Raw genomic sequence first — 13405 nt, 5'->3', positions numbered from 1 at the left:
ATGAAGATGTTGAATCTAACGCTTAAGCCGGGACAACTTAGCCTTTCAGTGCTGCGTAAAATCAGTCGCTCACCAATCAATCTGACTCTTGACCCAGAGGCAATCCCTGCCATAGACGAGAGTACCAAAGTGGTAGAACAGGTGATTGCGGAAGATCGCACTGTTTACGGTATCAATACAGGTTTTGGCCTACTGGCGAACACACGCATCGCTCCGGAAGACTTGGAAACACTGCAAAAAAGTATTGTGCTTTCACATGCCGCTGGCATCGGTGAGTTTATGTCTGACGAAACCGTTCGCTTGATGATGGTTCTTAAGATCAACAGCCTTTCACGTGGTTACTCGGGTATCCGCCTAAAAGTCATTCAGGCATTGATTGATTTGGTCAACTCTCAAGTCTATCCATGTGTACCGCAAAAAGGCTCGGTTGGTGCTTCTGGTGACCTTGCTCCCCTTGCGCACATGAGTACTGTCTTGTTAGGTGAAGGGCAAGCTCGTCACAACGGCAAGCTCATCTCTGGTATCGAAGCATTGAAAATTGCAGGTCTAGAGCCGATTACTCTTGCACCGAAAGAAGGTCTTGCCCTGCTCAACGGCACTCAGGCATCAACAGCCTTTGCTCTTGAAGGCCTGTTTGCGGCAGAAGACCTTTTCGCCTCAGCCACTGTGTGCGGGGCTATGTCTGTTGAAGCGGCACTCGGAAGTCGTCGTCCATTTGATCCACGAATCCACCGCGTACGTGGTCATCGTGGCCAGATGGATGCAGCAATGGCATACCGCCATCTGCTTGACAACACGAGTGAGATAGGTGAATCGCATACTTGCTGCGAAAAGGTACAAGATCCCTACTCATTACGTTGTCAGCCACAAGTTATGGGCGCATGTTTACAGCAGATCCGTAATTCAGCAGATATTCTTCAGACTGAGGCGAACTCTGTATCGGATAACCCGTTGGTATTCGCAGATGATGGTGACATTATCTCGGGTGGTAACTTCCACGCAGAACCTGTCGCGATGGCAGCCGATAACCTCGCTCTAGCGATTGCAGAGATCGGCAGCCTATCTGAGCGTCGCATGGCGCTGCTCATCGACAGCGCTTTGAGTAAACTGCCACCATTCCTTGTTGACAATGGCGGGGTTAACTCTGGTTTTATGATTGCTCAAGTCACTTCTGCGGCGCTTGCAAGCGAAAACAAAACCTTGGCTCACCCTGCTTCAGTAGACAGTTTGCCGACATCAGCCAACCAAGAAGACCATGTTTCTATGGCGACATTTGCTGGTCGTCGCCTACGTGATATGGCCGAAAATACACGTGGCATCTTAGCGGTTGAATACTTATCAGCTGCGCAAGGATTAGACTTCCGCGCACCAAACAAGTCATCAGCGAGAATTGAGGAGGCGAAACAGATACTACGTGAGAAAGTTAGCTTCTATGATAAAGATCGCTACTTCGCTCCAGATATTGAAGCGGCAAACTCACTGCTTATGATGGCGGTTCACAATCACCTAATGCCAGAAGCGATTCTACCAAGTATTGCGTAAGGACTAAGGGTTAAAAACAAAGCCCCTACTTGTATAAGTAGGGGCTTTATCGTTTTTAGGGCACACAAACCTTTATATCCAACGCCTTACTCGTTGCTTGTAGTCCAGATACTGTGAACCAAACAGTGCTTCTAGCGCTCTCTCTTCGGGCAAGATTTGAAAGCGATTCATGTACACAATAAAGCCGAAGCTAAACACGATCGCTAGCAGATTTTGTTGCCAATATGCATAACCAAACAGCAGTACAAACAACCCTAAATACATTGGGTTGCGCGTGTAAGAATAAATACCAGAGTCCACAACCGTCGATGCATCGTCGACCTTTATCGGGCTTACGGTTGTCTGAGCACGGCGAAACTCGTAAATTCCCGCTAAACCAACAAACCCAGCCACAACAAAGCAGAGAGCAAACAGCAAGCCAGCGAGTGGAAGGTTTACCTGAAAAGTGAGAAATTCATGACTCAACTGGTTACTCGCGACAATAAACAGTACAAACAGTGCGACAGGTGGAATTTTACGTTCCAATTTGTCCATGGAATCTCCCTAGAGATAAGATCGTATAGAATAAAAATAGCTCAGCGTTTGACGCTGAGCTATTCGATTTAAACAATCTGCAACAGAGCTTGCAAAGGATGCTGCGTTTTGACCTGTTCAAATCGCTTAACCTGACTGCGGCATGAGTAACCCGTGATCAGACAGCGATCTTTTGGCAAATCCTGCAAACGGGGTTTCCAACTTAAGCCATAGATATCTTTCGACATTTGCAGCTTGTCGACCTCATGGCCGAACGTACCAGCCATACCACAACATCCCACCGCCACAGTGTTTAACTTGGCGCCGAAGTGAGCAAAAATCGCTCCCCACTCTTTTTCAGCGTTAGGCATTTTTGTCTTTTCAGTACAATGAGCAAACAGATACCACGGTTGCTCTTCACTCGCCGGACGTTGTTCAAATTCAACCAGTTTTGGTTCTAACCATTCGTGAACCGTCAGTACTTGGAAATCACCTCGCTGATCACCCAACACCTCCTGATATTCATCTCGATAGCAAAGAACTAACGCCGGATCGACACCCACGAGTGGTACGCCAACATCCGCCACTTGCTGAAGAAACGCTGCGGTATTCGAAGCACTCTGCGCGAAACGTTTAAGGAAACCTTTAACGTGCTGTGCTTTACCATTTGGTTTAAACGGCAATAGCACTGGTGTCTTGCCAAGTTTCGCGACCAATGAAGCAAAATCTTCGACCACTTGCGCGTCGTAATAACTGGTAAATGGGTCTTGAACGATAACAACGTGGTTTGCTTTGTCCTCTTTGGACATCGCGGCAAGTTGTTGAAGGTCAAAAGCTTTGAGTGCCGATGTGCGCTGAGCCAAAGTAGGAACAGACAAGAGCGGCGAATCAACATAGCCTACTGATTTAGCGGTTAAGTCTTGAACCCACTGCTGTTTCAGCGCGCCATTGACCAGCTTTGGCGCTTTAGCCAAAACGGGCAACATGGTTTCGATGTTCGCAACTAGATAATCCTTCACTGGACGCTGGTAACGAGAGTAGTAAATATTTAGGAAGCGTGAGCGGAAGCTAGGTACATCAACCTTGATTGGGCATTGGCTGGCACACGCTTTACACGCGAGACATCCATTCATCGCTTCATAAACTTCATGAGAGAAATCATACTCATGACGCTTATTGAGGGTGTTGCGCACCCTTTCAATCATCGTCTTGATGGTTGCGTTATCTTCTAGGGTCTGCTTTTCGAGATCAAGAATATCAACCCCTTGCTCTGTTAGCTGTCGCAACCACTCTCGCACCATTCCCGCACGACCTTTAGGTGAATGGCGACGATCCGCGGTCACTTTCATAGAAGGACACATCGGCGATGAGGTATCGTAATTGAAGCATAACCCGTTCCCGTTACATTCCATCGCTTGTTTGAAGCTATCTCGTACCTCTACGTCGATCTGGCGATCGAAGTAACCACGCTTAACATCCGTCACCTTAACCAGCTCTTCATTGCTGTCAATCGGCGTACAGATTTTGCCCGGGTTCATCTTATTGTGTGGGTCACAAGCCGCTTTGACACGGCGCAGCTCAGCAAACAATTCTTCGCCGAAGAATTCTGGTCCGTATTCAGAGCGATAGCCTTTACCGTGCTCACCCCACATCAAACCACCATACTTAGCCACCAGCTTGACGACTTCGTCAGAGACTTGATGCATCAATGCTTCTTGCTTCGGATCGCACAAATCCAGCGCGGGTCGAACGTGCAACACACCAGCGTCAACGTGACCAAACATGCCGTAATTCAGCGACTTGGCATCGAGCAATTCGCGAAACTCACCGATAAAGTCCGCAAGATTTTCTGGTGGCACACAGGTATCTTCAGCAAAGGCGACTGGTTTTGCTCTTCCTTTCGCCGCACCAAGTAGGCCAACCGCTTTTTTACGCATGTTGTAGATACGGCCAATACTCGCCACATCATCACACACTTGATAGCCAATAATGCCCGCTTCTTCATTCGCAAGCATGTCATCGAGTCGTTGACATAAGGCCTTCACCTGTTGCTCAACTTCCTCAACATCTTGCCCTGCGAACTCAACCATGTTGATGCCCTGCATGTCTTTGCCAGGAACATCCGTCAATAGATCACTAACGGTATGCCAAACAATATCTTGTTTAGCCAGATTAAGAACTCGCGAGTCAACCGTTTCGACCGAAAGCGCCTTGGCTTCCACCATAAACGGTGCGTTACGTAACGCGGAATCAAAACTGCTGTACTTGATGTTAACTAGAGTGCGTGCTTTAGGAATTGGCGTTAAATTCAGCTTCGCTTCAGTGATGAAGGCTAATGAACCTTCTGCACCACATAACACTCGTGTAAAGTTGAATTGATCCGTCTCGGTATCTAATGCATTTTTCAGGTCATAACCTGTTAGAAAACGGTTGAGTGGTGGAAACTTCTCTTCGATCTGTTGGCGTTTTTCACGACAAATTCGCTCCGTCGTGTTGTAAGCCTCATAGGCATACTCACCTTCTGTAGGCATGCCATGTGACAGATCCGACTCCAAACATGAACCGTCTGCAAATACGGCTTGCACAGACAACACATGATCAGACGTTTTGCCGTATTTAAGAGAACCCTGGCCTGAAGCGTCGGTGTTAATCATACCGCCTAGTGTGGCTCGGTTACTGGTTGATAAGTCTGGAGAGAAAAAGTATCCATAAGGGCGTACCGCATCATTGAGTTGGTCTTTAACAACACCTGTTTGTACGCGAACCCAGCCTTCCGCTTCGTTAATCTCCAGTACCTTATTCATATGGCGAGACAAATCCACCACAATCCCCTTCGTCAAGGATTGACCATTGGTGCCTGTGCCACCACCACGCGGAGAAAAGGTGACTCGTTCATATTGAGACTGAATGGCTAACTTACCAATTAACGCAACGTCTTGAGTTGTTTTAGGATGAACAACTGCCTGAGGTAACTGCTGATAAACACTGTTATCGGTAGACACGGCTAATCGACTTGAATACTGACTTTCAATATCGCCACTAAAACCGTTCGCTTTGAGTTGTTCGAGAAAGGTGAGTACGATCGGATCCACATCCGATTGAGAATCTAATCTTGGTAACATTTGCTTCCTGCCCCCTACGACGCCGATCCTATCAGCACTGGGTTCGCTAAAGTGTAAAAAACTATTATTTGAATCAGGTCACTTTACAACATTTAAAAGAGTGATCAAAACAGAAATGCAGTGTCAGAATGGAAGTTATCGCATTTTTTTCCCACACTTATAAATAATTGATCCAATTTAAAGTGTTTCTATGAGCGAATCATCCATGAAAAAAAATAAAATCGTCACCACCGAAGACATTCTATTAAAGTTATGTCAGTCCGTTTCAGGTGTTCTAACTTCTGCAACGAGCTCAAATGTTACCTACTCTGCAATGGTGCAGAAAATTACCAAGACCAGCCTTAAACCTGACTTTGGCTGTTTTGTACTGTTTGACGGAGGGTTCTCAGGGTTAGTCGTGATTAACTTCACTGCAAAAGCGGCACTCGAAGTCTACACAAACTATATGCGAAACATGGGAATGCCCGACGAAGAACTTGCTGTGCTGCATACCTCAGATGAAGTGGCAGATGTTCTGGGTGAATTGATGAACCAATTGGTTGGTCACTTTACCAACCAAGTACGCAAAGACCTGCAAACACACATTACTCAAAACCAGCCAAAGATGCTCTCTTTAAACAAGCAAGTGAATTTGTCTGTCGATACCAATCTCGATCGCCCACAAGCACGCCGTGTTACCTTCTCAACTGAGCAGGGCAACATTTTTTACTTAGAGCTAGCAATGGACAAAACTGAGTTCATTCAACTTGAAGAATTTGACGTCGCTGAGGATGAATGTCCAGATACGATCCTAGAACAAACACAGCTTAAGATGAAAGCGAGTCAAGAGAGCAAAGCGGCTTCTAATCAATCAAGCAATGCGAATGACTTACTCGATGAACTAGGAATCTAACTTCACGACGTCACTCTGACCCAACTCAACCACGCCCCGAATACCGGTGGCGTGGTTGCACATCCCCCACCCCACAACGTTTATAACTACAACGTATTTCCGTTTTTACTCAGAAAACGTTAAAATGTTCGACTTTTCTAAATGAGTGAAACGTAAAGCGGTCGATGGATAAACAAAAAGCCCTCAAAAAAATTGCCAAATGTTTAGAGCTTGGTAACTCTGCCAACGTCAACGAAGCAGCCAATGCGATCAAAATGGCTCATCGTCTGATGCTCAAATATGGCCTCGATAAAGACGATATCGAGTTTATCAAAATGGGCAAAACACAATCGACCCACTTACTACCAGCCAGTGTCGCTTCAAACTTGTTACGCATCATTCGTGGCATCAACACTAAGTTTGGTGTCGAAGCAGTGCTACTTAACCATAAAGGCCTCAAACGTGTAGAGTTTATCGGTGAAGCTGACCGCGCTATCTTTGCAGCCTTCGCGTTCGATATTATTTATCGAGAGATGAACGAACAAACTGGCCGCTTCCGTAATGGTTTTGCAGGAACAGGGACACCCGCCAGTGAAGTCACTCGCCGAGTTAACTCATTCTTATCAGGCTGGGTGGAAGGTGCGCTGGAAAAACTTCCAATCATTAGCCCAGATGAAGAGTCTGCAAAAAAGATCGATGACTATATTGATAAAGAGTTTAAGAACATCGATCGAGAGACCTTTAAGCAGCAACTTAGGGAAGCGATGAAAAATCTTACTGAAGATTACGAAGTCGGTCTTAAGAAAGGTCGCACTGTGTCAGTCAATCGTCCAATCAACGGGGCCCAAGCGCCGAAAATGCTCAGATAGTGTAATTTTCGTTCAGCTATCGTTAATCTTCGGTCAATTAATCTTGATATAAATTGACATAATAAATGGCATCAGGTTTATTCACTGTCATCCAAAAAACAGACATAAGTCTGGTTCAAAATATAATGATACACGGAGATGTTATCGTGAAAAAAATCACGCTTGCTCTAGCAGTAGCTATCGCTCTTTCTGGCTGTCAGGCAACTCAACGCCAAAATGCCACTACCGGTGAATCAGAGACTAACTCTGCGACCAAAGGGGCATTGATTGGTGCCATCGCAGGCGCAGCAGTTGGTCTAGCGACCGGCGATGATGCAAAAGAACGTCGTAAACATGCGCTCATTGGCGCTGCGGGTGGTGCAGCAGTGGGTGGTGGTGTGGGCTACTACTTCGACCAGCAAGAAGCCGCACTACGCAAACAGCTTCTCAATTCTGGCGTTCAAGTTGAACGTGTTGGTGAGAACCAACTTCTGCTTCGCCTTGAAAACGGCATCGGCTTCCAGTCGAGCTCTTACCAACTAGACCCAAGCATCCACAACACGCTACGCGGCGTTGCACAAATTCTTGTTGAATACCCAGATACAAGCTTAGTCATTGACGGCCATACAGACAGCACAGGTAGTGACACCACAAACCAAGTTCTATCTGAACGTCGCGCTGAATCTGTTCGCTCTTACCTAGTATCTCAAGGTGTTGCTGCCGGTCGTGCAGTCGCACGTGGTAATGGTGAGCGCTACCCTCTGTGTTCAAATAGCACCGCGGAAGGCCGAGCTTGTAACCGCCGTGTAGAAATCCAGATCCTACCTCTTAAGTAATCTGCATTTCTCAACGTGACCATTTCTATTGGCTTCTCCGGAAGCCAATTTTATATCCATCACCTCAAATATGTTCAATTGTTATCAATTTTTACCGAGTAATTGATATACTTAGCAAATACTGCCCGCTTGCCAATCATGTCCAGAGGTTAATTTGCGCATCCTTCCCCTTCTACTGCTAGCGTTGTCCGCCTTTAGCTATGCCCAAACGGTAGAAGAGCTGATCAAAAGTGCCCAAAACAACAATGTCCACGCTCAGCTTGAGCTGGCTGAGATGTATAGCCAAGGCAATGGTATCGAACGCTCAGACTCAGAGGCATTTTATTGGTATCAGCAAGCGGCCGAAAGTGGCAACTCATCTGCGGCGATTTATCTAGGGCGTGCTTACCTCAACGGTGTTGGAACGAGCCCCGATGTTGAAAAAGCGATTTTTTGGTTAAACAAAGCCGCGTTTGAGGGAGATCCCCAAGCGCCTCGTCTTATCGGTGAGCTATACGAAAACTTGCAGCAGCCACCCAATAATTTGGACCTTGCTGAGATCTGGTATCTCGAAGCGGCGAAGAACGATCCCAACGCAGAAAACGCCTATGCTCGTATTTTAGAAGAGCAATTTAATGCCCGAAGAGCGAAACAAGTCGCCGCTATTGATCAGCTTGAAGTGGCATTTGATCACCAAGAAATCGAATTGAGTCCAACAGCAAAGTCTGTATCGCAAAGCCAACAGGCGGCAAACAGTCTGGTATATGCTCTATCCGCATTGCTATTGGTGAGTCTCACTCTTGTCGGCTGGTTATTGCGAAAGAACCAAACGCTCCAAAAAACCGCCAATACCACCGAGTCAGACACGCAACGACAGCAGATCAAACTTGAACGAGAACTCAAGCGCAAGGAAGATATTCTCAAGCAGCAAAAACGACAAATGGAGGTCATGTATCGCCATATCAAAAAGCAGCAAGAAAATACCAAGCCGGTAGTCACAGAGAGTCACAGTGAGAAGCCCCTAACGCTAGCGTGTGCCCTTTTTGGCTTTAACCCAGGCAAGATACCCGCCGAAAAAGAGATCAAATTAAGATACAAGCAACTGTGTAAAATCTACCACCCAGATCTCAAAGGCAGTGAAGAAGAAATGAAGCGTTTGAATCAAGCGTTGAAAATAATTCTTTCAAGTGTTAATAAATAGTTACATTTAAATTTATAAATATTTCACTTACCTTTTCAGCGTTTAAAACACAAGGCTGCGCAATCGATCACCTTCCCAATACACGTAACAAATGCTTAACTAAACCACGTAGTTTGTGTCATACTCCAGCGCGAAAATAGCACCTAAAAAATTAAGGTGGGGAGAGTATATGTTTACTATTGAAGGCGTGTGCGACTGGTGTAAGAAACCAAACATGCTAACCAAACATGATTACGTTGACGGAAAATGTCACCATTCATGTAGAGAGTGCAATGGCCTAGCGACTTTTGATGTTCGTCAGTTTAACATTGAAGAGTTACAACATAGAGAGCGACAACTTAGCGCTCTACGCTAATCAGCATTGTGTCTCCAGCGATGTAAATAAGCCACCGAATGACGGTGGCTTTTGTATTTTTAGTCTCTCAGTCACTGACGGCTAATCTGCATCCGGTTGTGACTCAGGAGCAGCTTGTTCAAACGCCGCAAGCTTATTAAGTGACGCCGTCACTTGAGTGATGTTCGGATACGCAGAGAGATCAACCTTAAACCGCTTGGCATTGTAAACCTGTGGAACGAGACAGACATCAACCAAGCTAACATCGTCTCCGACACAGTAGCGCCCCCGTGTCAGTTTTAGCCTCTGCTCTAGAGCATCAAACCCTTTCATTATCCAATGGGCATACCATGATGATTTCTCTTCGTCCGTGACGTTGAGTGTTTGAGAAAGATACTGTAAAACGCGCAAGTTATTGAGCGGATGAACATCAATCGCAATATCATGAGCCATCGCCTTAACCTGATAACGTAATGCTCGGTCAGTTGGCGTCAACAACACTTCCGGATAGGTCTCATCGAGATAGTCGATAATCGCTAAGGACTGATTAAGCCGCATCTCACCATCGATCAAAACGGGTACCAATTGATTGGGGTTGAGACGCTTAAAATCGGTCGAGTGCTGTTCTCCACCATTTTTAATCAAATGAATGGATCGCTGCTGATAGTCGAGCCCCTTAAGATTGAGGGCAATTCGGACTCGATAAGCCGCAGATGAGCGCCAGTAACCATATAAAATACGATCACCCATACTTAACCACTTGTTGGTCAATTGCACCAAAAATCGAGTGCCCATCGTTATCAAGCATTTCTATTTTGATCCGGTCACCAAACTGCATGAACCCAGTAGAAGGTGAACCATCACGAATCGTCTCTATCATTCGCACTTCTGCAATGCACGAGTAACCCACGCCACCTTCGGCAATCGCGGTACCATGTTCTGTCCCCTGTTTGTTTGACACCGTGCCCGAACCGATAATCGCACCGGCAGACAGTGGACGACTCATAGCAGCATGCGCAATGAGTTGTGGAAACTCAAATGTCATATCCACACCGGCGTTAGGGCATCCAAACGGCTCATTGTTGTAAAAACTTAATAGCGGCAGATTGACCTTGCCACCATCCCAGTCACTGCCCAATTCATCAGGAGTGACCGCAACCGGAGAAAAAACAGACGAAGGTTTAGATTGGAAGAAACCAAATCCTTTTGCTAACTCGTTTGGAATCAAACCGCGTAATGAAACATCATTGACGAGCATGACAAGTTTGATTGACTGAGCAGCCTCTTCAACACTGACGCCCATTGGTACATCACCGGTGATAACGGCAACCTCACCTTCAAAATCGATGCCCCATGCTTCATCAACGACCGGAATGTCATCACACGGGCCAATAAAGGCATCCGACCCACCCTGATACATTAGAGGATCGGTCCAGAAACTTGGCGGCATTTCCGCGCCACGCGCCTTACGCACCAATTCAACATGATTGACATAGGCTGATCCATCTGCCCACTGGTAGGCTCTTGGTAACGGTGATTCGCACTGCAGAGTCGAGAAAACCATTTCGTTGGTCAATTCGCCGTTATTCAATGCGATGTACATTTCATTTAACTGTGGCTCAACACGCTGCCAGTCATCCAGTGCTTGCTGCATTGTCTGTGCGATTTCTGGCACCGCGACACAATGAGTGAGTGATTTGTTCACAACAACCAATAAGCCATCTCGGCTGCCATTTTTTAGGCTTGCTAACTTCATTCTATTTGCCCTTATTTTTGTTCTTTCCAGCTATCGATATACTGCTCATTTTCAACCTGACGTGCGTGCTCACTAATTTCGAGTGCATGACGGGTATCGATCATCACTGCCACTTCATCGGTGAATTTCTTCTTATACTCCTGCCCTGCTTTAAAGGCCTTGGGATGTGGGCCGTGAGCAAATCCAGCGGGATGAAAGGTCACCATTCCCGCCTCAATGTTGTCGCGACTAAAGAAATCCCCTGCGTGGTAGAATAGCACTTCATCGTAATCATCATTGTTGTGGTAAAACGGCACCTTTAACGCCCCAGGATCACTTTCAATAGGCCTTGGCACAAATGTGCAAATAACAAATCCTTGCCCCACAAATGTCGTATGCGCTGACGGCGGCAAATGATAACGGTGCGACATAAGTGGCCTGATATCACGCCAGTTAACTCGTACCACAGAAAGGTCACCATGCCAGCCTATCGCATCTAGCGGATTAAACGGATAAGTGACGACGCTCACCTGCTCATGACGTTTAATGTAAACTTGTGTCGACTGTTCTGAATACTGATCTTTAAATGCCTGATCAATTTTCGGAACGTCGAGCACCGCTGGGTCAAAAACAGCGTGATTACCAACCATGCCTTTTTCCGGCAAGGTATAAGCGGCATCCGTGTTTTCAATCATCAGGATGAACATCGGCTCATGGGGTTCAAGCCGCCAAGTGGTTGAGCGAGGGATCATCACGTAATCCCCTTCAACCACCTCAAGGTGTCCATAGTCACAAAACAGATCGGCTTTGCCCTGATGAATGAATAAGAGTTCATCGCCGTCTGCGTTGCGTGCTAGGTGATCCATCGCACTATCGAGCTTCCAGATACGAACTTTACAGTTAGCGTTATGCAGAAGGTAAGGTACCGACCATGGAGAGTTCTGAATCGAGGCTTCCACTTGGTTGAAATTGAACGCACGAGGTTTTAGCTCACCCTGCCAATCACTCCAACCTGTAGGGGCATGCTGGTGATGGAAGTGAGCGGCAGGGCCAAAGAAACCACTGCGCCCCGCTTCGCGTTCATAAATCGCTTGTTCCGGGAAGTCAGCGTGTGCCTGCTTGGAGCACACTCCCTCCCGATGCGGGAATGTTATCCATTTATGCATCGTTTAGTACTCCACGACGAATTTGATCTTCTTCAATCGATTCAAACAAGGCTTTGAAGTTACCTTCGCCAAAGCCCTCATTACCTTTACGCTGAATAATTTCAAAGAACACCGGACCAATAACCGTCTGGGTAAATATTTGAAGTAAAATACCATCCTTCATTGGCGCACCATCGATAAGGATCCGCAGATCACGTAACTTATCGACGTCTTCACTGTGACCTTCCACACGTCCATCGATCTTTTCATAGTAGGTGTCAGGTGTCGGCATAAACTCCATGCCACGGTCACGAAGTGTCTGTACCGTTTGATAGATGTTATCCGTCGTTAGGGCGATATGTTGAATACCTTCACCGTTGTATTCACGGATAAACTCTTCTATTTGTGATTTGTCGTCAGAAGATTCGTTGATTGGAATACGGATCTTGCCACAAGGCGCGGTCATCGCACGGCTGACAAGGCCAGTCAGCTTGCCTTCGATATCAAAGTAGCGGATTTCTCTGAAGTTACCGATACGCTCGTAAAATCCAGACCACAGATCCATATTGCCTTGCTTAACATTATGGGTTAAGTGGTCAATCTCGTACAAGCCGACATCCATCTTTTCTAAACGTTGCTTGGCATCGTCATAAAAGCGGAAATCGACTTCGTAAATATTGCCATCTTGGTAGCGATCAACAAAGTAAAGCAGACTCTCACCGATACCATAGATCGCTGGAATACTGAGTTCCATTGGACCTATCTCAGTGATGTACTCTTTCGCACCATTGTCTAGTGCTTGTCTCATCGCAACCGAAGAGTCTTTCACTCGGAAGGCCATGCCACAAACTGAAGGACCATGTACCTTAGCAAATGCATGAGCCTGACTGTGTGGCTGAGCATTTACGATAAAGTTCACGTCACCTTGACGGTAGAGCCAAGCCTCTTTAGAACGGTGTTTTGCGACTTCTGCAAACCCAAGTGAGTTAAACAACTGCTTTAGGTCTTGAATACCCTTCTCATCTGCCGCTGTGTATTCGACAAACTCAAAACCATCAGTGCCTAATGGGTTGTACGCTTCGTTCATTTGATGTCCCTCGTGTATTAGTAACTACCATGTATCTATCAATAACTTGGCTTATCACGAGCAAAAAATGAATCTTTACGCGCAATTTCAAGGTTACGCAAATGTAATCAAAAACTGTAAACGGCGAATTTAAAAACCCATTTTAGCCATTAAAAACAACAACTTAAAACAAAACCGCGCAGTAACATTTAT

The 13405-nt window shown here is 46.2% G+C and carries 12 protein-coding genes; 6 read left to right on the top strand and 6 right to left on the bottom strand.

All coding sequences use genetic code 11. From position 1 onward, the window contains the following. Positions 1-1542 (top strand): histidine ammonia-lyase, encoded by a 1542-nt coding sequence (gene hutH, locus ACQEXT_RS03280; protein WP_426950675.1) that lies wholly within the window; start codon positions 1-3, stop codon positions 1540-1542. Positions 1543-1614: 72 nt separating this feature from the next. Here the strand turns inward: hutH and ACQEXT_RS03275 are convergent, their stop codons facing one another. Both ACQEXT_RS03275 and ydiJ read right to left on the bottom strand, forming a co-directional pair. Beyond that, a complete protein-coding gene (locus ACQEXT_RS03275; protein WP_426950619.1) occupies positions 1615-2076 on the bottom strand; it encodes a methyltransferase family protein in 462 nt (153 codons plus the stop codon). A 68-nt stretch (positions 2077-2144) separates the two neighbouring features. Further along, the gene (gene ydiJ / locus ACQEXT_RS03270; protein WP_426950617.1) at positions 2145-5177 is read right to left on the bottom strand and encodes a D-2-hydroxyglutarate dehydrogenase YdiJ; all 3033 of its coding nucleotides are present in this window, start codon (positions 5175-5177) and stop codon (positions 2145-2147) included. Positions 5178-5382: 205 nt separating this feature from the next. Here ydiJ and ACQEXT_RS03265 point away from each other — a divergent pair, with 205 nt between their 5' ends. The 5 genes from ACQEXT_RS03265 (at position 5383) to ACQEXT_RS03245 (ending at position 9267) form a co-directional block, all read left to right on the top strand. After that, entirely contained in the window at positions 5383-6069 is a 687-nt protein-coding gene (locus ACQEXT_RS03265) for a DUF3334 family protein (RefSeq protein ID WP_138972244.1), read from the top strand. Positions 6070-6233: 164 nt separating this feature from the next. Further along, on the top strand, positions 6234-6917 hold the full coding sequence (locus ACQEXT_RS03260) for a DUF2786 domain-containing protein (RefSeq protein ID WP_269376870.1): 684 nt from the start codon (positions 6234-6236) through the stop codon (positions 6915-6917). Between the two features lie 146 nt (positions 6918-7063). Continuing rightward, on the top strand, positions 7064-7732 hold the full coding sequence (locus tag ACQEXT_RS03255; RefSeq protein ID WP_331427850.1) for an OmpA family protein: 669 nt from the start codon (positions 7064-7066) through the stop codon (positions 7730-7732). Between the two features lie 154 nt (positions 7733-7886). Continuing rightward, complete coding sequence (locus ACQEXT_RS03250) at positions 7887-8912, top strand: hypothetical protein (protein ID WP_426950615.1); 1026 nt, start codon at positions 7887-7889, stop codon at positions 8910-8912. Positions 8913-9081: 169 nt separating this feature from the next. Next, positions 9082-9267 carry a hypothetical protein gene (locus ACQEXT_RS03245; RefSeq protein WP_138972240.1) on the top strand — a complete coding sequence of 62 codons (186 nt, stop codon included), beginning with the start codon at positions 9082-9084 and terminating at the stop codon, positions 9265-9267. Positions 9268-9348: 81 nt separating this feature from the next. Here the strand turns inward: ACQEXT_RS03245 and maiA are convergent, their stop codons facing one another. From maiA to hppD, 4 genes are read right to left on the bottom strand one after another with little or no spacing between them, the layout of a single operon-like run. After that, on the bottom strand, positions 9349-9996 hold the full coding sequence (maiA, locus tag ACQEXT_RS03240; protein WP_426950614.1) for a maleylacetoacetate isomerase: 648 nt from the start codon (positions 9994-9996) through the stop codon (positions 9349-9351). Then, positions 9989-11002, bottom strand: a complete 1014-nt coding sequence (locus ACQEXT_RS03235) for a fumarylacetoacetate hydrolase family protein (RefSeq protein ID WP_426950612.1) — start codon at positions 11000-11002, stop codon at positions 9989-9991. The genes maiA and ACQEXT_RS03235 overlap by 8 nt, the downstream gene beginning before the upstream one ends. An 11-nt stretch (positions 11003-11013) precedes the next feature. After that, positions 11014-12147 (bottom strand): homogentisate 1,2-dioxygenase, encoded by a 1134-nt coding sequence (locus ACQEXT_RS03230; RefSeq protein ID WP_331416979.1) that lies wholly within the window; start codon positions 12145-12147, stop codon positions 11014-11016. After that, entirely contained in the window at positions 12140-13213 is a 1074-nt protein-coding gene (gene hppD / locus ACQEXT_RS03225; RefSeq protein WP_426950611.1) for a 4-hydroxyphenylpyruvate dioxygenase, read from the bottom strand. The genes ACQEXT_RS03230 and hppD overlap by 8 nt, the downstream gene beginning before the upstream one ends. Positions 13214-13405 lie beyond the last annotated feature (192 nt).

Origin of the sequence: Vibrio sp. TRT 29B02, from assembly GCF_050113655.1 — a bacterium.
Classification (GTDB): Bacteria; Pseudomonadota; Gammaproteobacteria; order Enterobacterales; family Vibrionaceae; genus Vibrio.
Note: the sequence above shows the minus strand (reverse complement) of the source record. Positions and strands in the feature narration are given on the sequence as shown.